The 26,849-nt window shown below is 68.7% G+C and carries 20 protein-coding genes; 4 read left to right on the top strand and 16 right to left on the bottom strand.

The features are described from left to right. Position 1: 1 nt before the first annotated feature. Genes HMPREF2886_RS24525 through HMPREF2886_RS24500 form a run of 6 tightly spaced genes read right to left on the bottom strand, consistent with a single transcriptional unit; the run spans position 2 to position 12,135 of the window. The gene (locus HMPREF2886_RS24525) at positions 2-427 is read right to left on the bottom strand and encodes a nuclear transport factor 2 family protein (RefSeq protein WP_003091711.1); all 426 of its coding nucleotides are present in this window, start codon (positions 425-427) and stop codon (positions 2-4) included. Further along, entirely contained in the window at positions 424-1,680 is a 1,257-nt protein-coding gene (locus HMPREF2886_RS24520) for a cytochrome P450 family protein (protein WP_033968591.1), read from the bottom strand. Before HMPREF2886_RS24520 ends, HMPREF2886_RS24525 begins: the two co-directional genes overlap by 4 nt. Then, the gene (locus HMPREF2886_RS24515) at positions 1,673-2,587 is read right to left on the bottom strand and encodes an SDR family NAD(P)-dependent oxidoreductase (protein ID WP_033968592.1); all 915 of its coding nucleotides are present in this window, start codon (positions 2,585-2,587) and stop codon (positions 1,673-1,675) included. Before HMPREF2886_RS24515 ends, HMPREF2886_RS24520 begins: the two co-directional genes overlap by 8 nt. A 1-nt stretch (position 2,588) precedes the next feature. Then, entirely contained in the window at positions 2,589-3,917 is a 1,329-nt protein-coding gene (locus tag HMPREF2886_RS24510; RefSeq protein ID WP_079385231.1) for a condensation domain-containing protein, read from the bottom strand. Then, on the bottom strand, positions 3,914-5,080 hold the full coding sequence (locus tag HMPREF2886_RS24505; RefSeq protein ID WP_003091709.1) for an FAD-dependent oxidoreductase: 1,167 nt from the start codon (positions 5,078-5,080) through the stop codon (positions 3,914-3,916). The genes HMPREF2886_RS24510 and HMPREF2886_RS24505 overlap by 4 nt, the downstream gene beginning before the upstream one ends. Then, positions 5,077-12,135 carry an amino acid adenylation domain-containing protein gene (locus HMPREF2886_RS24500; RefSeq protein WP_070748560.1) on the bottom strand — a complete coding sequence of 2,353 codons (7,059 nt, stop codon included), beginning with the start codon at positions 12,133-12,135 and terminating at the stop codon, positions 5,077-5,079. Before HMPREF2886_RS24500 ends, HMPREF2886_RS24505 begins: the two co-directional genes overlap by 4 nt. A gap of 481 nt (positions 12,136-12,616) precedes the next feature. Here HMPREF2886_RS24500 and HMPREF2886_RS24495 point away from each other — a divergent pair, with 481 nt between their 5' ends. Further along, positions 12,617-13,222 carry an ATP-dependent Clp protease proteolytic subunit gene (locus HMPREF2886_RS24495; protein ID WP_003091706.1) on the top strand — a complete coding sequence of 202 codons (606 nt, stop codon included), beginning with the start codon at positions 12,617-12,619 and terminating at the stop codon, positions 13,220-13,222. Between the two features lie 343 nt (positions 13,223-13,565). Here HMPREF2886_RS24495 and HMPREF2886_RS24490 read toward each other — a convergent pair whose 3' ends face one another. The 3 genes from HMPREF2886_RS24490 to HMPREF2886_RS24480 are packed head-to-tail and all read right to left on the bottom strand — an operon-like array spanning position 13,566 to position 17,113. Next, positions 13,566-14,453: a metal-dependent hydrolase gene (locus HMPREF2886_RS24490; RefSeq protein ID WP_039027794.1), complete on the bottom strand. Its 888-nt coding sequence runs from the start codon at positions 14,451-14,453 to the stop codon at positions 13,566-13,568. Between the two features lie 9 nt (positions 14,454-14,462). Next, positions 14,463-16,241 carry an SDR family oxidoreductase gene (locus tag HMPREF2886_RS24485; protein ID WP_070748558.1) on the bottom strand — a complete coding sequence of 593 codons (1,779 nt, stop codon included), beginning with the start codon at positions 16,239-16,241 and terminating at the stop codon, positions 14,463-14,465. After that, positions 16,238-17,113: a M24 family metallopeptidase gene (locus HMPREF2886_RS24480; protein ID WP_070748556.1), complete on the bottom strand. Its 876-nt coding sequence runs from the start codon at positions 17,111-17,113 to the stop codon at positions 16,238-16,240. Before HMPREF2886_RS24480 ends, HMPREF2886_RS24485 begins: the two co-directional genes overlap by 4 nt. A gap of 311 nt (positions 17,114-17,424) precedes the next feature. Between HMPREF2886_RS24480 and HMPREF2886_RS24475 the strand changes: the two genes are divergently transcribed. Further along, positions 17,425-18,237, top strand: coding sequence for a MerR family transcriptional regulator (locus HMPREF2886_RS24475; protein ID WP_016562146.1), 813 nt, complete (start codon positions 17,425-17,427; stop codon positions 18,235-18,237). Between the two features lie 7 nt (positions 18,238-18,244). Here HMPREF2886_RS24475 and HMPREF2886_RS24470 read toward each other — a convergent pair whose 3' ends face one another. After that, entirely contained in the window at positions 18,245-19,159 is a 915-nt protein-coding gene (locus HMPREF2886_RS24470) for a LysR substrate-binding domain-containing protein (protein ID WP_033968600.1), read from the bottom strand. A gap of 88 nt (positions 19,160-19,247) precedes the next feature. Between HMPREF2886_RS24470 and HMPREF2886_RS24465 the strand changes: the two genes are divergently transcribed. Both HMPREF2886_RS24465 and HMPREF2886_RS24460 read left to right on the top strand, forming a co-directional pair. Further along, positions 19,248-19,703 carry a DMT family transporter gene (locus HMPREF2886_RS24465; RefSeq protein WP_023517851.1) on the top strand — a complete coding sequence of 152 codons (456 nt, stop codon included), beginning with the start codon at positions 19,248-19,250 and terminating at the stop codon, positions 19,701-19,703. Between the two features lie 230 nt (positions 19,704-19,933). After that, positions 19,934-22,012: a phosphocholine-specific phospholipase C gene (locus HMPREF2886_RS24460; RefSeq protein WP_003113149.1), complete on the top strand. Its 2,079-nt coding sequence runs from the start codon at positions 19,934-19,936 to the stop codon at positions 22,010-22,012. A gap of 57 nt (positions 22,013-22,069) precedes the next feature. Here HMPREF2886_RS24460 and HMPREF2886_RS24455 read toward each other — a convergent pair whose 3' ends face one another. From HMPREF2886_RS24455 to HMPREF2886_RS24430, 6 genes are all read right to left on the bottom strand, one after another. After that, positions 22,070-22,570: a hypothetical protein gene (locus HMPREF2886_RS24455; protein WP_003091690.1), complete on the bottom strand. Its 501-nt coding sequence runs from the start codon at positions 22,568-22,570 to the stop codon at positions 22,070-22,072. A 65-nt stretch (positions 22,571-22,635) separates the two neighbouring features. Continuing rightward, positions 22,636-23,364, bottom strand: coding sequence for a hypothetical protein (locus HMPREF2886_RS24450; RefSeq protein ID WP_033968604.1), 729 nt, complete (start codon positions 23,362-23,364; stop codon positions 22,636-22,638). 123 nt (positions 23,365-23,487) lie between these two features. Continuing rightward, the gene (phnE, locus tag HMPREF2886_RS24445) at positions 23,488-24,258 is read right to left on the bottom strand and encodes a phosphonate ABC transporter, permease protein PhnE (protein WP_057388506.1); all 771 of its coding nucleotides are present in this window, start codon (positions 24,256-24,258) and stop codon (positions 23,488-23,490) included. Then, positions 24,255-25,088 carry a PhnE/PtxC family ABC transporter permease gene (locus HMPREF2886_RS24440; RefSeq protein WP_070748554.1) on the bottom strand — a complete coding sequence of 278 codons (834 nt, stop codon included), beginning with the start codon at positions 25,086-25,088 and terminating at the stop codon, positions 24,255-24,257. Before HMPREF2886_RS24440 ends, phnE begins: the two co-directional genes overlap by 4 nt. Further along, positions 25,082-25,885: a phosphonate ABC transporter ATP-binding protein gene (locus HMPREF2886_RS24435; RefSeq protein WP_033975480.1), complete on the bottom strand. Its 804-nt coding sequence runs from the start codon at positions 25,883-25,885 to the stop codon at positions 25,082-25,084. The genes HMPREF2886_RS24440 and HMPREF2886_RS24435 overlap by 7 nt, the downstream gene beginning before the upstream one ends. Continuing rightward, positions 25,882-26,739 carry a putative selenate ABC transporter substrate-binding protein gene (locus HMPREF2886_RS24430; protein ID WP_003113155.1) on the bottom strand — a complete coding sequence of 286 codons (858 nt, stop codon included), beginning with the start codon at positions 26,737-26,739 and terminating at the stop codon, positions 25,882-25,884. The genes HMPREF2886_RS24435 and HMPREF2886_RS24430 overlap by 4 nt, the downstream gene beginning before the upstream one ends. Positions 26,740-26,849 lie beyond the last annotated feature (110 nt).

Below are 26,849 nucleotides of genomic sequence, written 5' to 3'. Positions count from 1 at the left end.
CTCAGGCTCCCTGGACGATCTTGGCGGCGGCCTCGACCCCGCCCAGGGCCTCGAGGTGCCGCAGCGGATTCCAGAAGTCGCGGTAGAGCAGGATCTGTCCGTCGCGGGTGCGCAGCACCGAGATGTAGTCCTGCGCCAGCTTGCCGCCGGAAACGGTGGCCACGCCGTCGCCATGGAATTCGCCGATGGCCAGGTCGGGGTCGGCGGTCTCGTAGAACTGCACGTCGGTGAAGCGCACGGTCAGGTGCTCGGGGAACAGGCGCATGTGCGCCCAGATGGTTTCGCGGCCCTCGAAGCGGGTCTTCCAGCCCGGCGGGGCGTAGGGGAATTCGAGTACGCCTTCCGGATGGAACAGGTCGCACCAGCCACGGGCATCGCCGTTTTCCAGGAGGCGCAGGCTGTGGACGAGAATTTCCTTGGCATTCATTGGGCGATCCTCTCGATCGGGTTGGCGTGGGAGGCGGGGTTCGCCGGGGCGCTGCATCCGGTACGCACCGGCACGCTGATCAGGGCGCGGAGGAAGGTGATGGGCAGCCACTGCAGCTCCGCGTGGGGCACTGCCAACTGGAGGTCGGGGAAGCGCGCGAGCAGGCGCTGGATGGCGATCCGCCCCTCCAGCCGGGCCAGCGAGGCGCCGACGCAGTAGTGCACGCCGAAGCCGTAGCCGAGATGGCCATCGGTGTTGCGGGTGAGGTCGAGGCGGTCGGGATCGTCGAAGCGCTCGGCGTCGTGGTTGGCGGTCAGGTTGGAGACCAGGATGTATTCGCCGGCGGGAATGGTGACCCCGTCCAGTTCCACGTCTTCCACGGTGAAGCGCAACATCGAGGCGCGCACCGGACTGTCGTGGCGGACCAGTTCTTCCATGGCGTTGGGCAGGAGTTCCGGCCGCGCCCGCAACAACGCCAGTTGCTCCGGGTTGACCAGCAGGGTGACCAGCGCATTGCCGATCATGTTCATGGTGGTTTCGAAGCCGCTCATCATCAGCAGGTGGGCCATGGAGACGAGTTCCGCCTCGCTCAGTTGGCCGCTCTCGTCGGCGGCCTGTACCAGCCCGCTGTAGACGTCGTCGGCCGGCTGCCGGCGCTTGGCCTCGAGCAGCACGCGCAGGTAGTCGACCTGCGCATCGGCCAGGGCCTGGGCCTCTTCCGGCGACAGCAGTTCCGCCTGGCGCTCCCAGGACTGGCGGGCGTGTTCGCGCTCGGCCTCGGGAATACCCAGCAGCTCGAAGATCACCGCGATAGTCAGCGGGATCGCGAAGTCGGCCATCAGGTCGGCCTGTTCGCGGCCGGCCATGGCGTCCAGCAATTGCTCGGTGATCCGTTCTATATGCGGTTGCAGGCGTTCCACCTGGCGCGGGGTGAAAGCGCGGCCGACCAGCGAGCGCAGGCGGGTATGGTCCGGCGGGTCGAGGTTGAGCATGTGGTGGCTGAGTCCCTCGCCGATACCCGCGCGCGGGCTGCCGGTACGCTTCGCGTAGAGTTCGGCGGCCTGCCGGGCGTCGCGGCGGACGCCCGGATGGTTGAGGACCTTGCGCGCGTCGCGGTAGCGCGTCACCACCCACACCGGATGCTCGGCGGCGCGGTGCGCGGGACGCGGCGCGCCGTCCACCTGCAGGCCGTCGTAGAGCGCGTGCAGTGGCGAGATCAGTTCCTCGCCCAGTCTCAATTTGCGATCAGGCACGTTGCTCCTCCTTCGCCGCCGGGGCGGCGGTGACGATGGGGCGGAACATCCCGTCGATCACGCTATCGGGCAGCAAGCGCGCGAGCAGGGTGCCGCGGCGCACGTCGGCGCCGACCCGGTAACGGGTCCGCGGCTTGGCCGCGGTGAGCGCGGCATGCACCGCGGCGGCGACGTCGGCGGGCTTGGTCGCGCTGTTGCGCGCGCCGTCCTCGTTGGCCTGGAGGAAGCGCAGGTAGGTATCGCGATAGAGGTCGGCGACGGCGTCGGGGGCGTCGGCCAGGGCGCGCTCGCCCTCGCTGGCGATCTTGCCCCAGATTGGTGTCCAGATCGCCCCGGGGCTGACCACCGAGACCTGGATGCCCATGGGCGCCAGCTCGCGGCGCAGGGCGTCGCTCACTCCTTCCTTGGCGAACTGCGCGGCGGAGTAAGCGCCCAGGTAGGGAATGGCAACCGAGCCGAGGCCCGAGGTGACGTTCACCAGGCGCGCCGCGCCGCCACGGCGCAGCAGCGGCAGGATCGCCCGGGTCACCGCGAGCTGGCCGATCAGGTTGACTTCCAGCTGGCGCCGCAGCAGGTCGCTGGAGACACATTCCAGCGGCGCGGAAATACAGATCCCGGCGTTGTTCACCAGGCCCCAGAGCCCGGTATCGCCGACTTTCTCCGCCACCTGCGCGGCGGCCCGGCCAATGGATTCCTCGTCGGTGACATCGATCAGCAGCGTGCTGATCCGACCGGACGTACAGGCGTTCGCCAGGCGCTCGCCATCCTCCTGGCGGCGCACCCCGGCGATCACCTGGAAACCCTGTTCGGCCAGGTGCAGCGCAGTTTCCCGGCCGAGGCCGCTGGAGGCGCCGGTGATCAGTACGTGGCGGCCCTGGGGCGAGAGAGGTTTGCTGGTGAATAACATGTCATTGCTCCTCGAGGGCGGATCGTTGGGGGGCGTGGATCGCCGACAGCAGGGTGCCCAGGCAATCTTCGGCCAGGCGTTCGGCGCGTTCGCCGGGGACCGCTTCGTCGATATAGGTGAAGTTCCAGAACAGCCGGCCATGGCTGGAGTTGATGGCGGCCACGAAGTAGCCGTTCACCGAGATGCCGGTGAGGAACTGCGCGTCGGAGAGGCGCAAGGCGCCGATCCGCTCGGGGAACGGATAGCGACCGATGTTGGAGGAGCACAGGTTGATCGGCCCTTCGGCTTCCATGAAGGTCATGAATGGCCGCGCGTCGGCCATGCAGCGCGGCGCAGCGCTGGCGACCAGGGTGACCAGGTTGAAATGATGGCCCTGGCGACGGCGTTCGCCGAGGTCGTCGGTGAGCGCGCGGGCGACCTCCCAGAACGGCCGGGCGATGTCCAGCACCACCGGTACCGTGGCGACGTAGGTGCCTACTTCGTCGGGGCGCACCGGCGGCTCCAGTTCGTCGCGGAAGTCGATCGGCGAGCCGATGGCGATGTGGCTCGGGCGGCGCTGGTGGTCGTGGCCGGCGGCGATGGCCAGCGCCGCGGTCAGCGCGCCGTGTACCGTGGTGCCGTGTTCGCGGGCGCGTCGTTGCAGCTGTTCCAGCTGTGCGCCGTCCAGTTCCCGGTGCAGCAGGCGGGTACGCCGTGCCTCCAGCGGCACCGGGTTGCTCGGCTCGATCCGGCCCGGGCGGTGGCGGCCGACCAGCGCTTCGTCCTGGGCGGTCTGCTCGGCCAGGCGCGCCGCGCCTTCGTCGCCGGTGAAGCGGCGCGGACGCAGATCCTCCGCCGGCGGCAGGGCGCTGGCGCTCCAGGGTTGCGCGGCGGGGTCGGCGGCCAGGGTCAGCCATTGTTCGGCGAGGGTCAGCACGGTAGTGCCGTCGGCGATGATGTGCGGTACCACGACCAGCAGGTCGTGGGCGCCGGCGTCGGTGGCGATCGCCACGGTACGGATCAGTGGCCCGCTGTCCGGATCGATGCGTTCCGGCAATTCGCGCTCGTTGATTTCCCGTAGCCATCGGTCCTCGCCGCCACCGCGCACCTCGCGCAGCGGGATGGGCCGCTCGCAGGGCACCCAGCGCGGGTCGAGCCCGGCATCGTGCTCGATCCGCGCGCGCAGCAGCGGATGCCGCGCCTGCAGCGCGTCGAGGCCGCGGCGCAGGTCGTCGATGGACAACTGGCCATGGACCCGCACCCGGGAAATCACGTTCAGCGCGGAGAACTGGTCGCTGAGCCAGTACCAGCGTTCCACCGCGGACAGCGGGCGTCGTATCTCGGCCATCATTCGACTCCTGGGAAGGTCAGTGCCAGTTCGTTCTGCCGGGCGAAGGTTCGCTCCGGAGCGAAGCGGAAGTAGAGATCGCGGGCGACGGTGCGCAGCGGATGCTCCAACTGCTCGATGCGGCTCAGCGCCCGCGAGGTCTCGACCATCGCCCTGGCGCGGTCGCGACGGCGGTTCTCGTAGGCGCGCAGGGCGGCTTGCGGGTCGTCGATGGTGGCCAGGCAGTGGGCCAGCACCGCGGCGTCTTCGATGGCGATGGCGGCGCCCTGGCCGAGGCTGGTCAGCATCGGATGCGCGGCATCGCCGAGCAGGGTCACCGGGCCGTCGCCCCAGCGCTCCAGGAACGGTCGGTCCTGGGCCGGCAGGCTGCTGATGTCGGCCTCCGGGGTCGCCTCGATGACCGCCTGCACTTCGTCGGCCCAGCCGGCGTAGAGGCGCTGGATGCCCGCCTTGCCGCCGCGCCAGTCTTTCGCCTGCTCGGCCGGCATGTTGCGGGTGCCCCACCAATAGACGTTGCCTTCGCCGATGTCGGCGAGACCGAAGCGCTGCCCACGGCCCCAGTAATGGGCGACGTAGCCCGGCGTCACCTTCGGATGGCGGAACGCCGGCGTGGCGCGCCAGATCACGTAGTGCCAGTCGGTGGGACGCTCCGGGCCGGTCATGGTGGCGCGGATCGCCGAGTTGAAGCCGTCCGCGCCGATCAGCACGTCGGCGTGCACTTCGCGGCCGTCGCTGCAGAGCACGGTGACGCCTTCGCCGTCGGCGTGGCGCAGGTAGCCGGTGGCGCTCACGCCCAGTTCGATGCGGCAGTCACGGGCCTGTTCCAGCAGCGCCTGCTGCAGGCTCGCGCGATGGATCGCCAGGCTCGGCTGGCCGAGCTGGCGGGCCAGGCCGCCGAAGTCGATGGCGCGGATCGGTCGCCCGCGCCGGGTGAGGAACCGCAGCGAGTCGAAGGCCTGGGCGCGGGTAAGGTCAGGGCGCACGCCGACCCTCTCCAGGGCGGTCAACGCGTTGGGCATCAGCGACAGCGCCGAGCCGACCGCGCGCAGCTCCCTGGCCCGCTCGTAGAGTTCGACCTCGAAGCCGGCGGCCTTCAGGCAGGCGGCCGCGGCGAGCCCGCCGATGCCGGCGCCGGCGATGACGATCTTCAGGGGGTGTCTGCTCATGGGCGGGTCCGTTCGCTGGTGGTGGAGGGTTCGAGCAACGCGGCGATCTCTGCCGCGACCGTCTCGACATAGGGTTCTTTCATCAGCACCAGGTGGTCGCCGGGTACGTCGATCACATCGAGGCGGCCGCTGGTCCAGTGCTGCCAGCCGTTCTTCGGATCGCCGTAGTGGGTGCCGGCGGCGTCGTGCATCGGCTTCAGCGCCAGCGGCAGCGGGCCGTCCGCGCGCAGCAGGGTCATGTCCTGGTCGCTGACCTCCGGGCGATAGCCGATGAGTGCCTGCCAGCTCGCCCGGAACAGCTCGTAGAGCCGTTGCACGGTGGCGCGCGGGGTGCCGGCGGGAAGCACGCCGGCCTCGATGGCGCGTTCGACGATGTGGTCGAGCTTCTGCTCCAGGCTCGCGCCTTCAGGCAGCGGCTCGACCTCCTCGTCGCTGCGCTCGAACCAGACCAGTTCCCAGTAGAAGAACAGCAGCAGGGCTTCGTCGCTGGCGCTGCCGGCGTGGTTGCGGTCGACGGTGATGGAGTCGAGCACGATCAGTTGGGCGACCGCCTGTGGGTCGAGCGCGCGCAGTTGCCGGGCCATCTCGTAGGCGACGAAGCCGCCGAACGACCAGCCGCCGAGGTAATAGGGGCCTTCCGGCTGCACCCGGCGGATCGCCGCGAGGTAACTGGCGGCGATGTCCTCGAGGACCGCCAGCGGCGTACTGCCCTGGCCGGTGCCGGCCGCCTGCAGGGCATATACCGGCTGCTCCGGCGGCAGTGCGCGGACCAGCGGCAGGTAGCAGAGTACGTGGCCGCCGAGCGGGTGGACGAGGAACAGCGGCGGGCGGCTGCCGCCGGCACGGATCGGTACCAGCGGGTCGAAGGCGCGCACCGCCGAGCGCTCCCGCAGGCGTTCGGCCAGGCCCTCCACGGTCGGCGTCTCGATCAGCGCGGCCATCGGCAGGTCGACGCCATAGCGCTTCTCGATCAGCAGCATGAAGCGCATCGCGCTGAGCGAGGTGCCGCCGAGGTCGAAGAAGCTGTCGCGGATGCCTACCCGGGGACGATCCAGCAACTCGCCGAGGAGTCCGGCCAGGGTGCGCTCGTAGTCGTCGCGCGGGGCCAGGTACTCGATGTTCGACCCGTGCTCCAGCGGCAGCGCGCGCAGGGCGGCGTCGTCGCGCTTGCCGCTGGGGGTGAGGGCGAAGCCGTCGACCCAGGCGAAGTGCGCCGGCACCATGTGTTCCGGCAGTTCGCTGCGCAGCGCCTGCTTCAGTTCGGCGAGATCCACCGCCTCGGGCTCGCCGAGCAGGAAGGCAGCGAGGAATGCATCGTTGCCCTGGCGCTCGCGAGCCACCACCGCCGCGCCGCGCAGGCCCGGCTGGCGCTCGGCCTGGCGCATGATCGCCAGCTCGACCTCGGCCGGCTCGATGCGGAAGCCGCGGACCTTGACCTGGGTATCGGCGCGGCCGAGCCAGACGATCTCGCCGTTGCCGAGGATGCGCCCGAGGTCGCCGGTGCGGTAGAGCCTGGCGCCGGGTCGCCAGGGATGTTCGACGAAGCGCTCGGCGGTGAGTTCGGGGGCGCGGTGGTAGCCGCGCGCGAGGCAGTCGCCGCCGAAGTACAGCTCGCCGGTAACGCCGACCGGTACCGGGCGCAGCGCGGCGTCGAGCGCCTGCACCTCGACCCCGTCCAGCGGCCGGCCGATCGGCGGCAGGTCCGGGTAGTGCGCCGGGTCGCCGCTCAGCGAGTGGTAGGTGACCTGGTGCGTCTCGGTGGGGCCGTACTGGTTCTCCAGCAGCAGCCCGGGCATCGCCGCGCAGAACGCGCGGACGTCTTCGGTGATGCGCAACTGCTCGCCGGAGGACACCACCACGCGCAGGGCGCCGGGGCGTACGCCCAGCGCGTTGGAGGCCTCGGCGAGGCGTTGCAGGGCGACGAAGGGCAACAGCACGCGCTGGACCTGGCGGCGTTCGAGGACATGCAGCAGCGCGGAGGGGTCCATCCGCTCGCGGTTGGAGATGAGTTGCAGCTCGCCGCCGCCGCACAGCGTGGAGAAGATCTCCTGGAAGGCCATGTCGAAGCTCAGCGGCGCGAACTGCAGGGTGCGCAGCCCCGGTACGCCGCTGGCGACGCGCAGTTGCCACTGGGTGTAGTTGGCCCACATCCGGTGGCTGAGCTCGACGCCCTTCGGCCGCCCGGTGGAACCGGAGGTGAACAGCAGCATGGCCAGCTCGTCGAGCTGCGGCGCGGCGAAGGTTTCGGGCTCGATGTCGGCGACCAGTTCCTCTACCGGCAGCACCCGTTCCGCCGCGGCGACATGGGCGTGCTCGGGATGCGCGACCACCCGGAACGGCTGCGCGGTCTCCAGGATCAGCGCCAGGCGCTGCGCGGGATAGCTGACGTCCAGCGGCACGCAGACCAGGCCGGCGCGCAGGATGCCCCAGATCGTCGCGATCATCTCCGGCGAACGGTTCAGCGCCACCCCGATCGCATCGCCGCGGCGTGCGCCGGCGCGGACCAGGCGGGTGGCCACGCAGCGCGCCACATGGTCGAGGTCGCGATAGGTCCAGCGTTGCTCCTCGAAGGCCAGCGCGGCGCTGCCCGGCAGCGCCTCGACCTGGCGTTCGAACAGGCTGACGACGTCGACCAGCGGCTCGGGCCGGGTAGCGGCGTCGCGGCGAGGGGCGAGGAAGGCGAAGTCGGCGGCTTCGTCGGGATGCTCGGCGAGGCGCCACAGGAGCTCGACGAAGGTCGCGCCGATCAGCGCGGCCTGGCTGCGGCTGATGCCGCGGCCGTCGCTGTCGATGCGCAGGTACATGCCGTCGCTGGGCGTGGCGATCACGTTGACCAGCAGGGCGAAGTTGGTTTCTTCCCAGACGCGGAAGTCGCGCAGTTGCCACAGCGGTTCGAGGACATGCAGGTTGACGTAGTTGAAGGCGCTGCTCAGTTCGTCGCCGACGATCTGCTGGATGGCGCTGAGCGGATAGCGGCGATGGGCGTGTCCGTCGCGCTCCTGGCGGAACAGCGCATCGGCTACCTCGATCCAGCTATGCCCGGCAATCTCCGAGCGGACCGGCACGGTATTCAGGAACAGGCCGACCATGCGGTCGGCGTCGGGCAGTTCGGGGCGGCCGTTGCTGATCGCGCCGGTGACCACGCTGTCGCTGCGGGAGAACAGATGCAGGGTCAGGCAATGGGCGGCGAGCAGCAGCGATTTCAACGGCAGTCCGCGTTGCGCCGCAGTGGCCTTGAGTCGCTCGAGCAGCCCGTCCGGCAGCGCTTCGCGATGGCTGGCCGGACCTTGCGCGGCTTGCGGCTCGTGGGCGCCGAAGCCGTCGAGGCGGGTCATCCTCGCGCCCTCCAGCAGCCCGGTCCAGTACCCCACGGCGGCCGGCGAAGCCAGCGCGGCCAGCTCCTCGCGGACATGGCAGGCCAGCGCCGGCGCCGGGCCCGGCAGCGGCTCGCCACGGTAGGCGGCGACCAGCGCGACGATCAGGTTGGCCACGCTCCAGCCGTCGAGGATCGCATGGTGGAAGCTGAACACCAGGTCCAGGCCGTCCTCGCGGACGAACGCGGCGAACAGGAACAGCCCGGGCTGTTGCAGCGAATAGCGATGGAAGCGGCGTTGGCGGATGTGCTCGTCGAGCACCGTCCCGGCCTCCGGGTTGCCGCGCAGGTCCAGGATCAGCGGCTCGCTGCGTGCCTGGGCATGCACCAGTTGCAGCGGTTCGGATGCGCCGCTGAGGTCGAACGACGAACGCAGCGCGGGATAGGCGGCGACCACCCGGTCCAGCGCGTGGCGGAACGCGGCTTCGTCCCAGGCCAGGTCGAAGCGGTAGTGGAACACGTCGTGGTAGACCGACGAGTCGGGGCGCTGGCGGCTATGGAAGAGCAGGCCGAGACTCAGCCGGCTGGTCGGGAAGGCGTCCTCCAGCCCTTCCAGGCGCGGCTTGTCGACTTCGGAAACCAGTTCGAACGGCTGGTAGCTTCGCTCCGCGAGCGGACGCACCAGGCGCTCGGCGAGGCCCGCCACCGTCGGGTTGCGCATCAGGTCGGCGAGTTCGAAGCCCAGGCCGCGCCGCTGTGCGGCGGCGCGGATGCGCAGCATCAGGATCGAGTCGCCGCCGAGGGCGTAGAAGTCGTCGTGCACGCCGACCTCCGCCACGCCGAGGACATCGGCCCACACTGCCGCCAGTTCGGCCTCGGTCGCCGTGCGCGGCGCAACCGCCGCCACCTGTTCCGGCGGTGCCGGCAGTTGCCGGCGGTCGAGCTTGCCGTTGGCGCTGAGCGGCAGGCTGTCGATGCGCACGAAGAAGGCCGGCAGCATGAAGTCCGGCAGCGTCGCCGAAAGTCCGGCGCGCAATTGACCGGGGTCGAGTTCCGCCGCAGCCACGTAGTAGCCGACCAGGTGCGTGCCGCGTACCGCCGAATCGCGTGCCACGACCGCGGCGTCGCGTACGCCGGGAAGCGCGGCGAGGCGGTCGCGAACTTCGTCGGGTTCGACCCGGTTGCCGCGGATCTTCACCTGGTCGTCGGCGCGGCCGAGGTATTCGAGGTTGCCGTCGGCCAGCCAGCGGGCCAGGTCGCCGGTACGGTAGAGACGGCCGCCGGCGACGAAGGGGTCGGCGAGGAAGCGCTCGGCGTTCAGCTCCGGCCGGTTCAGGTAGCCGCGGGCGACGCCGACGCCTCCTATATATAGCTCGCCGACGGCGCCGAGGGGCTGCGGCCTGAGCGCGCGGTCGAGGACGTACAGGCGCAGGTTGTCGATCGGCCGGCCGATCGGGACCCGCGTGGGGTTGTCGCTGGCGCATTCATGGTCGGACACGTCGACGGTGGCTTCGGTCGGTCCGTACAGGTTGACCAGTCGCACGGCCTCGCCGAACAGCCGGCGGAAGCGCGCGACCTGCAACGGCGCGAGGGCTTCGCCGCTGCAGAACACCAGGCGCAGCGAGCTTGCCGCCGCGCGGGCGGTCGGGTCGCCGTCGAGCAGGTCGAGGAACGGCGTCAGCATCGACGGCACGAAGTGGATGACCGTGACCGCGTCGCGCTGGATGCTCCGCAGCATTTCCCGCGGGTCCTTCTCGGCGCCGGGCGGCAACAGCGACAGGCGGGCGCCGGTGAAGCTCCACCAGAACAGCTCCCAGACGGATACGTCGAAGGTCACCGGAGTCTTTTGCAGAAGCACGTCGCGTTCGCCGATCGGATAACGACGCTGCATCCAGTTCAGGCGGTTGACCACCGAGCGGTGTTCGACCATCACGCCCTTGGGCACGCCGGTCGAGCCGGAGGTATAGATGACATAGGCCAGGTCGCTGGGCGCCACGTTGGCCGCCGGCAGGTCGCCGGTGCCCTGCGGCAGGCGTTCGAGGTGCAGCACGCGCGTCTCGCCCAGGCTCTCGCCGAGTGTCGCCGCGCGCTCGTCCACCAGCACCACGCGGGCGCCGCAGTCTTCCAACAGCAGGCGGACGCGCTCCAGGGGATGGTCGGGATTGATCGGCACATAGGCGCCGCCGGCGCGCTGCACGCCGAGGATCGCCGGCAGCAGGTGCGGACCGCGGGCGACCAGTAGCGCTACCCGCTCGTCGGTCCTCACACCCGCTGCGCGCAGGGCGTCGGCCACGGCCTGGACCTTGGCGTCCAGCTCGGCATAGCTGAGCGTGCCGCCGTCGGCTTCCAGCAGCGCGGTGCGTTGCGGGGTGCGCGCCACCTGCTCGGCGAACAGCGTGGGCAGGGTAGCCTGCTCGGGGAATGCCTGGTCGGTGGCGTTGCGGGTGTGGATCAGTTCCTCGCGCTCGGCGGCCGACAGCGGATCGAGTTCGCCGAGGCGGCGCTCGCCGCCCTCCACCAGGGCGCGCAGGAAGGTTTCGATATGCCGCGCCGCGGCGTCCATGGGGAAGTCGGCGTCGAACACATCGCAGGCGTATTCGAAATCCACCTGCGCGTCGCTGTGCCCGTCGAACTCGGAGACCCAGATGGCCAGCGCGTCCGGGTCATGGGCGTGGGTCTGCGCCACGGTCTCGACGCTGGCGTTCGGGATCGCCTGGGCGGCGGGCCAGCGCATGTAGGAAAGGGTGGTGTCGAACAGTGGCGAGGCGCCGCGCAACAGGTCGCCGAGGGGCATCTTCTGGTGGCGCAGCAGCGTCCGGGTCGCCTCGCGCAACTGCGCCAGGAATTCGTCGATGGTCTGTTCCGGCGCGGTGCGGATGCGTAGCGGCAGGGTATTGGCGAAGTGCCCGACCACTTGCTTGGCCGCGCGGTCGGCGCGGTTCAGCACCGGTACGCCGAGGACCACGTCGTCGTTCTGGTGGATTCGCGCCAGGTACAGCGCCACGGCGGCGGAGAGGAACAGGAAGGGCGATTCGCCACGATCGCGGATCGCGTCGAGCAGCGCGCGTTCCAGCGTCAGCCTGTGGCGCGCGGTGCGGCGCAGCCCGGCCGGGCGCCTGCGGGTGAAGAGGGCCGGCTCCAGGCCCTCCAGGGCCTCGGCGAAATAGGCGCGGTCGCCGCGGTACTGTTCCGAACCGGAGTAGTCGTCGGTCCCCAGCTGCGCCAGGAGGGAAGCCGTCGGCATCTGCGCCTGTGGCTCGCCTAGCTCGCCCAGGTAGCCGGCGCGCACCCGGCTGAGGAATAGCTGCAGGCCCCAGGCGTCGCTGACGATATGGTGGGTGCGCACGTAGACGTAGAGCGCCTGGTCGCTATGCAGCAGGGCCAGGTCCACCAGGCTGCGGCCGTCCAGCGGGTAGGCGTGGCGGAAGGCGTCGCGCAGCCAGGATCGCACGGCGGCCTCTGGGTCGCGGTCGGCGCGCAGGTCGACCTGGCGCACGTCGAAATCGGCGTCTGTATCCAGCCACTGGTACGGCGTACCGTCCGTCTCGCCGAGGCGCAGGCGGAACGCCTCGGTGTCTCGCGCCGCCTGCAGCAGCGCCCGTTCCAGGGCCTGGGTATCGACCTCGCCGGTGAAGCGGTCGTAGCTGAAGATGGTGTACTGGTCGAGTTCCGGAAACTGCGCGGCGGCGACCCAGATGTCCCGTTGGTAGGGCGATAGCGGCAAGCGAGCGAAACGAACCATCCCTGCGTCCTCTTCAACAATCCATCGGTTCGACGAACACGGGCACCGCACGCCTCGCCGGACAGGTTCCACCCGTCGACGTTTCAGCGCGCCGTAGCCAGCGTGGTTGGCAGGGAAGCGGCGGCACCCGAAGCAAGAGCGGGGTGTACTATTACTTTTGGCAGGCTCGAAGAAATAGCTGTTAATTCTTGCAGGGTAATCGCGTTGTTAACTGTTAATTCTGGTAGGTAATTACGAGGCAACTTACAAATCTGTTAGGTTCCGGGAAACGTGCGTCGCGGCCCTGCATGACTATGCTTCACGAGATTACCTTCGCCGGCCTTTTCGAAGTTGCAGCGAGCCTTTCGAAAGTTTCTGGCTGATGCATAATGGGCCGCTCGGAAGAGGCGCATTAACGGATATATATCCGCGCCCTGGCGAACAACGAACGCATGCCCTGAAAGGTTTGCCGGATGGATTACCAACAGTTCCAGGAGGTTGCATGAAAACCGATGACAAGGACCGCGAAGGCGGCGACTCCCACGGCGCCATCGGCGCCAAGCTGATGGAGTACGCGCTCAAGGTCAGGAAGGTGTTCGTCACCGGCGGGGTCGACGAGAAGATGGCCAAGGACGTCGTCCAGCAGCTGCATATCCTCGCCTCGATCAGCGACGATCCGATCTACATGTTCGTCAATTCCCCGGGTGGCCACGTCGAGTCCGGCGACATGATCTTCGACGCGATCCGCTTCATCACTCCGAAGGTCATCATGATCGGTTCCGGCAGCGTTGCCAGCGCCGGCGCGCTGATCTACGCCGCGGCGGACAAGGAAAACCGCTATTCGCTGCCCAATACCCGCTTCCTCCTGCACCAGCCGTCGGGTGGCATCCAGGGGCCGGCGAGCAACATCGAGATCTACCGCCGCGAGATCGTGCGGATGAAGGAACGCCTCGACCGGATCTTCGCCGAAGCCACCGGGCAGACGCCGGAGAAGATCAGCGCCGACACCGAGCGCGACTTCTGGCTGAACGCGGAGGAGGCCGTGCAGTACGGCCTGGTCAACAAGATCATCGTTTCGGAACGGGAGATCACGCTGCCTGGCCAGTGAGTTTCCGCAGGCCGGACAAATACGAAGGCGGGCGCGAAGAGCGTATTTCTCGATTCTCTTCTCGCTCGCTTTTCTTTCTTTAATTTCCGATCGATAGGGTAACTTTTCTTACTTTTATTTTGCTTGCTTTCAAAATGCCATCAGCAAGAGTGGCTGGCTTTTGCAAAGTCTCACGTCGCGCGCCCGTTATTTTCAATCATTCTATAGAGCGCCATTTTTCAGGCTTACGGAAATGACCTTCCGTCTGCCGGACTTGTTTGACTCGACCTGACGTAAGCAATGGACAAGCGCCGCGAAAGTTCCAGCTTCCGCGGCGCTTGCCGGTATTTCCAGTGAATTGTTTTCAGGCGTTCGCCGCGCGCCGGGCCGCCGGCGAGTTGGCCAGGTATTCCAAGGCTTCCTGGGTATTCGCCTCGTGCTCGGGGTGGTACCAGGGATTGAAGTAACGGGCGACGTCGCGGAAGGTGTGCGCGAGGTTCGGCAGCAGGCCCTGCTTGCCGAGCCGCCACCAGGTTCGTAGGAATCCCTGGCGCTTGGCGCCGCGCAGGCCCGGGTCCTGGTCGAGAAGGGTGCGGGTGCCGTCGGCGAGCAGGTAGACCAGTATCGCGATGACCAACAGCATGGTCAGTTGCCGGGTGACGAAGCTGCCGCCCAGATGCACGTGCAGGTCGTGGGCGACGCTGCGGTGCTCGACTTCCTCGGCGCCGTGCCAGCGCAGCAGGTCGAGCATCACCGGGTCGCTGCCGCGGCGATCCAGCTCGCGGGCCTCCAGCACCCACTTGCCGAGCACGCAGGTGAAATGCTCCACCGCGGCGATGATCGCGCAGCGCTGGCGCAGCCACCAGCCGTCGAGGGCGCGGGTCAGGCGGTTCTGGCCCAGCGGGTAGTCGCAGAGCAGGCGTTCGAAAAGGAAATCCATCTTGTCGGTGAACGGCTTGGAGTCGATGTCGAACCTGCTCAGGTAGCGCTGGATCGCGCCGTCGTGGGCCCGCGAATGCATCGCTTCCTGACGGATGAAACCCTGCACGTCGTCGCGCAGGCGGGCGTCGCTAACCAGCGGCAAGGCCTTGTTGTAGAGGCGGCAGAACCACAGTTCGCCCGAAGGCAGGAGCATGTGCAGGACGTTCATCACCTGGGACGCTTCCGCTTCGCCGGGAACCCAGTGCAGGGGGGTATCGCTGAAGTCGAAGCGGACCTTGCGCTGGACCAGCTTGTGGTGGAATTCGCTCATGGCAGGCTCTCAGGAAGTCAGGTCGAAGCGCGCGAGAAACCGCGTGGCCCAGGGCGCGAAGCGCCATTGCAGGGCGCCGAGGTGCACCTCGCTGCCCACCGAGACCACCGCCTTGTTGCGCTCCACGGCACGCACCAGCTTTTCCCCGACGGTGTCCGGGTCGAGCCGGCGTCGCTTGTAGAAGCGCTGGATCTTCGCCTGGCGCCGTGCCTGGCGTTCGGCGTCCATGCCGACGAAGCGGGTGGCCTGGACGATGCCGGTATCGACGAAGCCCGGGCACACCGCAGTGACTCCGATCGAACGTCCCGCCAGTTCCGCCCGCAGGCATTCGCTGAGCATCAGTACCGCGGCCTTGCTGGTGGCGTAGGCGGGGTAGTTGCGCGACGGCGCGAAGGCCACGCCGGAGGCGACGTTGACCAGGTGTCCCGGCTTGTTCGCCGCGACCATCTGCCGGCCGAACAGGCGGCAGCCATCGATCACGCTCCACAGGTTGACCCGCAGCAGGCGCTCCCATTCCGCGGGCGAGGTGTCGAGCATCGGCCCGGCCATGCCGATGCCGGCATTGCTGACCACCACATCCGGGACTCCGAGGGTGTCGCGCACCCACTCGGCGAAGGTCTCCATGGCCTGGGTATCGCCGACGTCGACCTGGTAGACATGGGCCGTGGCGCCAAGGGCGCGGGCCAGTTCGGCGCTGCGTTCGGCGGCTTCCAGGTCGAGATCGGCGGCGAGCAGGCTGGCGCCGCGCTCGGCGAAGCTGAGCAGGGTCGAACGGCCGATGCCGCCGCCGGCGCCGGTGACCACCACCAGCTTGCCGCTCATCGAGCGCGCGTCGGGCCGGACCTGGGCGCGTTGCAGGGCTGGCGGCGACTCGCCGGTTTCCTGGGCGTCGATGAACTCGCCGAGCCAGCCGGCCAGTTGCTCCGGCTCGGCCAGCAGTTGCCAATGGCCGACGCTCGCCTCGCGCCGCCACAGGCGTGGCGCCCACAGGCTGAGGTGCTGGAACAGCTGGGCGCCGACGTAACGGTCGCGGGTCGGTACGATCAGTTGCACCGGCACTTCGGTGTGGCGCTTGCGCGGACGGAACAGGCTGCGGATGAAGTTGCCGCGGTACAGCTTGACCCCGTGCCGGCCGTCGCTGGCCTGGGTCGGGTTGACCTGCGGATGGCGGACGCCTTCGGCGCGCTTCAGGAACTGCGGCCAGAGCCGGGCCAGGCCGGCGCTCCAGAGCAGCTCGGGTAGGACGGGGGTATGGAAGAAGGCGATGTACCAGGAGTGGAGCAACTGGCCGAATACCGCTTTCAGGGCCTTCGGACTGCGCTGCCTGAGGTGTTCGCGCATCCAGAAGCCGACATGGTCCAGGCAGGGACCGGAGATCGAGGTGTAGGACGCGATCAGCGGTCGGCACTGCGGATCGGTGACGCTTTCCCAGGTCTGGATCGAGCCCCAGTCATGGGCCAGCAAGTGTACCGGGCGGTCCGGGCTGGTGGCGCGGATCACCGCCTGCAGGTCTTCGCTGAGCCGCTGCAGGTGGTAGTCGCGGCTCCAGCGTGGCTTGTCCGAAGCGCCGGCGCCACGCACGTCGTAGGCGACGATGCGGTAGCGCCCGGCCAGTTGGCGGATCAGCGGCAGCCAGGTCTCGTGGTTGTCCGGGTAGCCATGCACCATCAGCAGCGTCGGCTTGCCGTTGTCCGGCGCGCCCCAGCAATGAACCGCCAGGCGCACGTCGCCGGACTGCACGAACAGGCGTTCCGGCTGCAGGTCGGGGAGGGCGAGGAGCGCGTTCATGCGGCCTCCCGTGCTTGCGGCAGCAGTCCGCGCGCCTGCCAGCGGCGGACGTGCGGCAGGTCGTCGTCGAGCCAGTAGGCGTCGTCTTCGGTGACTACCAGCAGTTCCTCGAACTTGGCGCCCACCCCGCGTAGCCCCAGGTGCGGTTCCACTGCCCAGAGACCGGGCGTCGGCGGGTGCTCGGAGCGCTTGCCGCTGGACCACAGCGGCGACCAGCCTTCGCGCTTGCCGGTGACCAGCGCGTTGCGCGTCAGGGTGTACAGGTTGCGCACGCCGAAGCGCGCCACCGAGGGACCGCGGCGGTTGCCGAGCTTCTCCACGCGATGGGCGAGCACTTCGAAGGGATAGGCCTTGTGCCGTGGCAGGGTACCCTGGATCACGCAGAGCCGGTCGACCGCCTGGCTGACTTCGGCCAGGGGGCGCCGTTCGCGGATCAGGTCGAGGATGGTGCGTCGGTGTATCAGCAGGTCGTCCATCAGCCGCTCCTGCAACAGGTTGTGGCCGAGCGCGCCGGAGTAGCCGACGTCGGCGGTATAGGCGCCGAGGGTCGGCGCGCAGTCGAGGATGAACGGCATGCCTTCCTCCAGGCGCTGCTTGCCGGGGTAGAAGGCCAGGTTGAAGCCACCGAGATGGCGCAGGCCGTCGAAGCCCTTGAACGAGGTGCGGCTGCCGAACCAGGCGAAGGGCTGGTGGAACCAGTCGTCGACGCCATGATCCTGCAGCCAGCTCTTCATCAGCGCCGCGGCTTCCCTCTCGCTGATGCCGGCGCGCAGTTCGCCGTGGATGGTTTCGCAGCAGGTATAGGCCAGTCGCTGGACCTGGCGGATGTGATCGAGATCGTCGGGAGTGGGTACCCAGGCGCCTTGGGACATGGCTCTCTCCAGGCTGGCTTATCGTTATTGTGACATTGATTGATGTCATGGTTGATGCTGGCCCATAAGCAGGCGTTGCGCCAGCCCTGGGAAGTCTCTTCACGCCGGTGTTACGGCACTTGCTACCGGCGCCGGAAGGCCCGGGGCAGAAGGCTCGGGACGTTTCCCCCGGGTTTTGGCGGTGGTGCCGGAGGAGCGGCTGACCGACGAGTCCAGTCTTTGGTTGGCGCCCGCGCATCCGGACGCCGGCAAAGAGCGTTGCGCCCCCGGAGGTTGTGGCCGTTCGGCGGGCCTCGTTATGATCCGCCTCCATGAGCACACCCCTGACCCTCCTGCAGCGCCTGCTGCAACGTGGCGAGCAGCCGTCCGCCGAGGATGCCCGCGAATACAGCGTCGACGAACTGGCTCGCGCGGCCGGCAGCAGCGTGCGCAACGTACGCGCCTACCAGGACCGCGGCCTGCTGCCGCCGCCGGAGCGGCGCGGCCGGGTCGGCGTGTATTTCGACAGTCATCTCAAGCGCCTGCGGCTGATCAACCAGTTGCTCGAGCGCGGCTATTCCAGCGCCAACATCAAGGAACTGCTGGAGGCCTGGGAACAGGGCCGCGACCTCGACCATGTGCTCGGCCTGGACCAGGCGATCATCGGCGAGTGGAACCTGGAGACGCCCGGCAGCATCGGCTTCGATGAACTCCAGGCGATCTTCGGCGACGAACTGAACGACCGGGTGATCGACAAGGCCCAGGCGCTGGGCCTGCTGCTGTTCGACGGTGAGCGCATGAAGATCCCCAGTCCGCGGCTGTTCCAGGCCGGGCTGGAGCTGTACCGCAGCGGCATCCCGCTGGAGGCGCTGCTCGATCACCTCGGCGAGTTGCGCAGCGACACCGAGCATCTGGCGGCGGGGATCGTCCGCCTGATCGTCACCCACCTGGTGGACGGCCGCGGCACCGACCTGCTGCCCGGGGCGCCGGACCTGCAGGAACTGGCCAAGGTGTTCCTGCGCCTGCGTCCGCTGGCGGAACACGTGGTCCAGGTGGAACTGGCGCGCGGCCTCAAGCTGTCGGCCAACGAAATGCTCGGCGAGCGTGTCGGCGAGATGCTGCGCAAGCTGGAAAAGCCTTCCTGACTCTTCTTCAGATCTTCCGCGCCGCCGCCTGGATCTGTTCCCGCAGCCAGGCGCCGGCCGCTTCGCGCTCGGCGTCGCCGCGCCAGATCTGCACGTAGTCGAAGCGCGGGATCGCCAGCGGCGGCTCGCAGACCGCCAGTTCCTCGGGTAGCCGCAACCTTTCGAGGGTGCGTTCGGCGATGGTCAGTACCAGGTCGGTGCCGGCCAGCAGCGCCGGGGCTACGGTGAAGTGCGGCAGGGTCAGCGCCACCTGCCGGCGCAGGCCGCGCTTTTCCAGGGCGCTGTCGACTTCCTCGGCCGGGTTGTCCTGTAGCGAGACGCGCACGTGGCGGGCCGCCAGGTAGCGGTCGAGGGACAGGCCGTCGGGGCGGTCGAACAGGCTGCGCCGACAGACGCAGACGAAACGCTCCTCGAACAGGCGCCTGGCACGCACGCCCTCCGGAAGCAGGGGGAACACGCCCAGCGCACAGTCCAGCTGTCCTTCGGCGACCTGACGGGCGGTTTCCAGGCGCGGTTCCTGGACTATCCCGAAGCTCACCCCGGGCGCCAGCGCCTGTTGCTGGCGCAGTAGCGCCGGCAGCACCACCCAGGCACCGTAGTCGGACATGCCCAGGCGGAAGTGGCGCCGGCTGCGCACCGGTTCGAAGGCCGGCCCGCCGATCACCCCGCGGACCTGGTCGAGGCTGGCCTGGAGCTTCGGCGCCAGCTCCAGTGCCAGGCTGGTCAACTGCATGCGGCTTTTCACCCGCACCAGCAGCGGATCGCCGAACAGTTCGCGGAGACGCCCGAGGGCGTGGCTGACCGCCGGCTGCGACATGGCCAGGCGCTGTGCCGCGCGGGACACGTGGCGCTCGCTGAGGAGCGCGTCGAGCACCACCAGCAGGTTGAGGTCGATACGGCGTAGGTCATGAATCTGCTGCATGGAAGGTGTACCAACTATCGATTTCCATTCGCGAAGTGGATAGCAAAAACTCTGCTCCAGAGGCAAGGGCCGGAGGAGGAGAATCAGCATGCCCAATTATCTGATGGTACTGATGGCAGTTTCGGTGGGCGGCATGGTGGTGCTGCAGGCCGGCAGCAACGCCTTGCTCGGGCGCCTGCTCGGCCATCCGCTGAGCGCCAGCCTGACTTCGCTGGGCGTCAGCCTCGGGGTGGTCAGCCTGGGCCTGCTGCTGGTGCGGGTGCCGCTGCCGGCTACCGCCAGCCTCGGCGGCGCGCCCTGGTGGAGCTGGCTCGGCGGGCTGTTCGGCGCGGCCTACCTGACGGTGGCGATCCTGGTCGCGCCGCGCCTGGGCGCCGCCACTTTCATCGCGTGCGTGGTGGCCGGGCAGATGCTGGTCTCGGCGCTCTGCGACCAGTTCGGCTGGGCCGGTTTCCCGGTGCGCCGTTTGTCCTGGGAGGGCTATCTCGGCCTGGCGCTGGTGGTGGCGGGGGTATTGCTCCTGCAATGGCGGGGAAGAGTGTGAGGAGAGTGCCGGCGAAGGCTGTCAAGCGGAATCTGGCCTAGACCAAAATCTTGACCTGAAAATGTGATGAATTTGGCATGAATAGTTGTTGCAAAGCGTGTTGAAACCAAAGCGTCTTTTTCCCTCACTAGCGTCGTCGGGGTTCGAACAGCTTGCTGCCGAGTGAGCCTGCGGGCGTCATGGATGCGCTCGGCAGCCCTGTGCCACACCCTGACCTGGTGAGTCCCCCGATGATTTCGAAAAGCAGAAGAAGCTTCATCCGCCTGGCCGCCGGTACGGTCGGCGCCACCGTCGCCACCAGCATGCTGCCGTCGAGCATCCAGGCGGCCCTGGCGATTCCCGCGCACCGCCGGCATGGCAACCTCAAGGACGTCGAGCACGTGGTGATCCTGATGCAGGAGAACCGCTCCTTCGACCACTATTTCGGCACCCTCAAGGGCGTCCGCGGCTTCGGCGACCGCATGGCGATCCCGCTGCCCGATGGCCAGCGGGTCTGGCACCAGAAGGGCAGCAAGGGCGAGATCCTCCCCTACCACTTCGACACCAGCACCACCAGCGCCCAGCGCGTCGACGGCACCCCGCACACCTGGCCGGACGCCCAGCAGGCCTGGAACGAAGGGCGCATGGACAAGTGGTTGCCGGCCAAGACCGAGCGTTCCCTGGGCTACTACAAGGAGCAGGACATCGCCTTCCAGTTCGCGATGGCCAACGCCTTCACCATCTGCGACGCCTATCACTGTTCGTTCCAGGGCGGCACCAACCCGAACCGGCTGTTCCTCTGGACCGGCACCAACGACCCGCTCGGCCAGCACGGTGGTCCGGTAACCACCAACGACCACGACAGCAACGGCCCGGTGGAGCAGGGCTACACCTGGACCACCTATCCCGAGCGCCTGCAGGCCGCCGGCATCACCTGGCGGGTCTACCAGGACATGGCCGACAACTTCTCCGACAACCCGCTGATCGGCTTCCGCCAGTACCGCGCCGCAGCGCCTGACTCGCCGCTGATCGTTAACGGCCTGAGCACCTGGAAGCTCGATGCGCTGAAGCGCGACGTGCTGGCCAACAGCCTGCCGCAGGTGTCCTGGATCGTCGCCCCGGCCAAGTACTCCGAACACCCCGGCCCGTCCAGCCCGATCTGGGGGGCCGAGTACACCTCCTGGGTACTCGACGCGCTGACCGCCAACCCGGAGGTCTGGAGCAAGACCGCGCTGCTGGTGATGTTCGACGAGAACGACGGCTTCTTCGACCACGTCGCCCCGCCGGCCGCGCCGAGCCTCAACAAGGACGGCACGCTGCGCGGCAAGACCACAGCCGACGCCACCCTCGAATGGCACACCAAGGGCGATATCCGTTATCGCAACCAGCCCTACGGCCTCGGCCCGCGGGTGCCGATGTACGTGATCTCGCCGTGGAGCAAGGGCGGCTGGGTCAACTCCCAGGTGTTCGACCACACCTCGGTGATCCGCTTCCTGGAACAGCGCTTCGGGGTCATGGAGCCGAATATCAGTCCCTGGCGTCGTGCCGTCTGCGGCGACCTGACCTCGGCGTTCAACTTCGCCAACCCGAACAACGAGCCGTTCCCCGAACTGCCCGACACCAGCCAGGCCGACGCCATCGTCGCCAGCCAGATCAAGCTGCCGAAGCCGAAGCCGCCGGCGGTGGCCGCCATGCCCAAGCAGGAAATGGGCATCCGTCCGGCCCGCGCCTTGCCCTACGAGCTGGGCGTGCATGCGCGCTACCGCAGCGGCGGAGACGCGCTGAGCCTGACCTTCGCCAACACCGGCAAGGCCGGCGCGGTGTTCCAGGTGTTCGACCTGCTCGACAGCGAGAACCCGCCGAAACGCTACACCGTCGGCGCGCGCAAGCGCCTGCACGACAGCTTCCAGGGCGACGCCAGCGGCGACTACCACCTGGAAGTGCACGGTCCGAACGGGTTCCTCCGGGTCTTTCGCGGCAACCTGCGGCGCGACCTGGCGGAGCGCAAGGCGCCGCTGCCGGAAGTGCGGATCGACTACGAGCCGCTGTTCGGCAACCTGCGCGTGCAACTGATCAACCGTGGCCGCCATCCGGTCAAGCTGACGGTCAAGGACAACGTCTATCGCCAGGGCGAGCGGCGTACCGTCAACGTGCCGCCGGGACAGCGTCGGGAAGTCCGCTATTCGCTGCGCAGTAGCGGCAACTGGTACGACTTCAGCGTCAGCGCGCAGGGGGCGGACAGCTTCCTGCGGCGTTTCAGCGGTCGCATGGAAGATGGTCGCTCCGGCTTCAGCGACCCGGGCATGGGCCTGGGCACGCTGACCTTCTGACCCGGACGGCCGCGCCGGCTCCCTGCAATGGGGCGGCCGGCGCGGACGGCCTGCGCCCTAGTCGAGGGGAACCGGGTAGAGGGTATTGAGGATCCACTTGCCGTCCTTCAGGACGAAACCGTACGAAATCTCCTTGGCCATGTACGTATCCCAGCGCGTGCAGACGCCCTGGCCGTCGGCCTGCTTGCAGGAGTAGGCATCGATCTTGCCCATGTGCAGCTTCTCCAGGGAAACCACCTGGAACTTGCTGTTACCGCTGCAGGCCACCGGATTGTCGATGTATCCGTACTGGCGCCAGGCCGCGTCGTAGTTGCCTCTCGACTTGAACAGGGTCTTGTCTTTCTGCGACGAGCCGGACGGCGGCGTCATCCCGTAGATGTGCTGGGTCACGTGGCCGCCCATCGAGGTATTGCGCGTGGCGTCGGCGCTTTGCTGCACGCTGGTGATGTCGCGGCAGGCGGCGGCGTTGGCCGAGGAGGCCAGCAGCAGAAGGGCGGAGAAACCCAGGCCGGCGACGCACTGGCGTGCGTCGGGGCGGGGCAGTGAAAAGCGGTTCATCGGCGGCTCCTGTGAGAGGGATTGCTTATGATGGAACGCCGCCGCGCGGTTTTCGCGAAGATGCCTCAGTCGCGATAGCGTGGCGGCGGCGCGTAGCCGCCGCCGTTCCGGGCGTCGGCGGGAAATGCCTGCGGTCCGTCGGCCGGCGCCTCGCGACCGCTGGCCGGAGCGTCCAGTTCGAACAGGGCCACGCCGATCACGCCTAGGTTGCGGCTGTCGCCGGCCGCGCTGTTGCTGGCGTAGGCATCGTCGGGACTGGCGAAGCGGAACGCCGCGACTTCCCGTTCGCTCTTGCGGAAGCCCTCGATCACCAGGCTCTCGCCCGGTTCCAGCACATAGCCGCGGTTCTTCAGGCTGCCCGGCTGGCCGTTGAGCACGTCCAGGCCGTCCACCGTGGAGACCACCTCGTAGGTCGCGCTGCCGAGGTTGTTCAGCCACAGTCGGTAGCGCTGGCCTTCACGACCCTGCAATTGCAGGGTGCTGCGGTGCTGCACGAGGTCGAACTTGCCGCCATCCTCGTCGAGTACGGCGAAGCCCACCCTGCCCTTGGCCAGGGGCAGTTCCTTGATGGCACGTCCATCGAAGCGGCTCGCGCTGTAGAACACCTGGCGGCGATCGACCGGTTGCTCCGATAGACGTCGCAGGGCCACCGAGGTGACCGGCGAGGCGACGCCTTCGCCCCATTGGGTGCCGAGCCGCTGCTCGGTCGGTGCGCCGGCCTGCTGTTGGGGCAGGCTGCAACCGGCGAGGGCCAGCAGGCCCAGCAGTAATGCGGATAGCAGTGGTTTGCGCATGGTTCCTTCCTCTCCCTGGACCCCTGGAGGCGGGGTGCCTCCCTGATGGCTCCGAGCGCCGATGATGCCCGATCTTCGGCGGGCTTCGTAAATTTACTCGAACGGGCGCGGCGGCGCGTTTTCCTATTGGCTGACCCAGCGCTGCCGGGCCCAGGCGCTCAGGCTGTCGACCCCGAGCACCAGGACCAGCATGGCCAGGATCACCGTGGCGGCCTGGGCCTGCTGGAACAGGCTCAGGCTGAAATAGAGCATCTGCCCGAGCCCGCCGGCACCGACGAAGCCGAGCACGCTGGCCATGCGGATATTGTTCTCCCAGCGGTACAGGGTATAGGCCACCAGTTGCGGCCAGACCCCCGGCAGGGTGCCATAGGCGAATGCCGCGAGGCGTCCGCTGCCGGCCAGGCGCAAGGCCTCGGCGGGCTGCGCCGGGGTGTTCTCCAGGGCTTCGGCGAACAGCCGGCCGAGCACGCCGCCGGTGTGCAGGGCCAGGGCGAGGGTCCCGGCGTTCGGCCCGAGCCCGGCCGCCAGCACCATCAGCGCGCCCCAGACCAGCTCCGGCACCGCGCGCAGCGCATTGAGCAGGAGTCGCGCCAGGCTCTGCGCCGGTACGCCGAAGCGACCCGCCGCCGGCAGCGCGAAGAGCAGGCCGAGCAGCGCCGCCAGCAGGGTGCCGATGGCCGACATGGCCAGGGTTTCCAGCAGCCCCCGGCCAATCGCCTGCAGGTGCGGAGCGGACAGGTCGGGCGGGAAGAACCCGCTGGCGTAGGCGGCCATCTGGCCCAGTCCCTTGCCGCTGAAAAGACCTGCGGTGTCCATGTCCAGGTAGGCGAACGAGGCGCCCACCGCGGCCACCACCAGCAGCGGCCAGAGCAGCAGGCGCCAGGTCCGGCTCATGCCAGCCTCCCGCGCAGGAAGCGGCTCAGCAGGTCGGCGAGGAGGACCAGCAGGAGGAAGGTCAGCAGGATGCTGGCAACCTCGCCGCCGGCGAACATCCGCAGCGACAGGTCGATCTGCTGGCCGAGGCCGCCGGCGCCGACGAAGCCCATCACCACCGAAGCACGGATCGCGCACTCCCAGCGATAGACAGTGTAGGAAATCATTTCCCCGGCGGCGTTCGGCAGCACCCCATAGGCGAACGCCGCCAGCCGCGATCCGCCGCCCAGCAGCAGGGCGCGGACGGGGCGCGGATCCACCGATTCGAAGATTTCCGCGTAGACCTTGCCGAGCATGCCGGCATAAGTGATGGCGATGGCCAGCACCCCGGCAGTGGGGCCCAGGCCCACGGCGCGGACGAACAGCAGCGCCCAGACGATTTCCGGCACGCTACGCAGGAGGATCAGCAGGCCGCGCACCGGCCAGCGCAGTGCCCGTGCCCACCAGGCCGGCAGGCCGCCGCGCGGCAGTGCCGAGAGCGACAGGGCGCGGGTCGCCAGCAGCGCGGCGGGAAACGCCAGGAGCCAGGCCAGGGCCATGCCGGCGGTGGCGATGGCGAGGGTTTCCAGGGTGGCGCGGCCGAGCAGGGCGAGGAACCCGGGATCGTGCGCCGGCGGCCAGAAGCCGGCGAGAAAACCGCCCATGGTGCGTGCGTTGTCGCCGCTGAACAGGCCGGGGATATCCAGTTCGCTGAGGCGCAGCTCCGGCCAGAGCAGCAGCAACGCGGCCAGGGTCAGCAGCAGGCGTGGCAGGGCGGCGGGGTCGCGCGGTGGAGAAGCGGCGTTCAGCATCGTGGGATGTGCACCACGGCGGGTTCGCCGACCGGGCTGGCGCGCTCGGCCTGCAGTTGTTCGTTGGCGTAGAGGGCGTCCAGCGCGGCGCGGTCGACTTCGCCGGCGGGCAGGTCGAAGGCGATGCGTCCGGCGCGCAGTCCGATCACCCGGGGGAAGTGTTGCAGCGCCAGGTCCACCGCGTGCAGGCTGGCCAGCAGGGTGCTGCCGCGCGCGGCGGCCTCGCGGTTGAGCAGGGCCAGGGTATGACCGGCGAGCACCGGGTCCATGGCCGAGACCGGTTCGTCGGCGAGGATCAGCTCGGCGCGCTGGTAGAGCACCCGGGCGATGCCGACCCGCTGCAACTGGCCGCCGGAAAGCTGGTCGCAGCGCTGGAACAGCTTGTCGCCGAGATCCAGGCGTTGCAGTGCGTCGTGGGCGCCGGCGCGGTCCAGCGGATAGACCAGGCTGACCAGGCTCTTCCATAGCGGCCACTGGCCAAGGCGCCCGGCCAGTACCGCGCTGACCACCCGCTGCCGTGGCGGCAGCGGCGGCGCCTGGTGGACCAGGCCGATGCGCGCGCGCAGGCGTTGGCGGGCGGCGGCGGATAGCGCCCAGGGCTCCTCGCCGAGCAGTTCGACACGACCGGCGCTGGGCCGCCATTGGCTGGCGAGCACCCGCAGCAGGCTGGTCTTGCCGGCGCCGGAAGGTCCGATCAGGGCCACCCGTTCGCCAGCGGCCAGGCGCAGGCGGATGTCGGCGAGGGCGCGTTGGCCGTCGGCGTGGACCAGGTCCACGCCGTCGAGGCTCAGGCTCACTTCAGCAGGCCGGCGGCGCGTGCGGACTCCTCGATGCCCTTGTAGTTGTCCGGATTGGTCTCGATGAAGCGGCTGGCGGCCTGCAGGTCGAGGATCTCCTTGTCGGCCGGTTTCGCCGGGTCGAGGGCGAGGAAGGCCTGCTTGATCTTTTCGGCCAGGGCCGGGTCGAGGTTGCCGCGCACGGTCCAGTTGTAGTCGTAGTAGGTCGGCGTGGTGGCGAAGACCTTGACCTTGGCGGTATCGACCTTGCCGCTGTCCACCAGCTTCTGCCAGACCGAGGCGTTCAGCACGCCGGCGTCGACCTTGCCGGCCTGGACCCAGGCTACGGTGGCGTCGTGGGCGCCGGAGTAGGCGACGCGGGAGAAGAACTGCTCGGGGACGATGCCGTCCTTCTGCATGAAGTAGCGCGGCATCAGGCTGCCCGAGGTGGAGGAGACCGAGCCGAAGGCGAAGGTCTTGCCCTTCAGGTCCTGCAGGGATTTCACCTGGGGATCGGCCGTGATGAATTTGCTGGTGAACTGCTGGTCCTGCTCGCGCTGCACCAGGGGGATGGCGTTGCCGGTCTTCAGCCGCGCCTGGACGAAGGTGAAGCCGCCCAGCCAGGCCATGTCCAGGCGGTCGGCGGCCAGCGCCTCGACCACCCCGGCGTAGTCGGCTACCGGGACGAACTTCACCGGCATGCCGAGTTGCTTCTCCAGATAGGCGCCGAGCGGCTTGAATTTGCGCAGCAGCTCGGTGGGCGCCTCGTCGGGGATCGCCGAGACCTTGAGTTCTTTCAGGGTTTCGGCGTGGGCGAGCGCGGCGGACAGGGACAGGGCGATGCCGGCGGCGAGCGCCAGGGAGCGTTTCAGCATGGGAGAGTTCTCCGGTTCAATGGCGGAAAAAACCCGGGGAGTATAGTGGTGCGCGGGCCGCTTGGGCAGCCGTAGCGGCGTTGCTCGCCGGCGCCTCGCGGGTAATATGG

Origin of the sequence: Pseudomonas sp. HMSC066A08, from assembly GCF_001813025.1 — a bacterium.
Lineage (GTDB): Bacteria > Pseudomonadota > Gammaproteobacteria > Pseudomonadales > Pseudomonadaceae > Pseudomonas > Pseudomonas aeruginosa.
The sequence above is the reverse complement of the archived record's forward strand: the minus strand, read 5'-3'. Positions and strand labels throughout refer to the sequence as shown.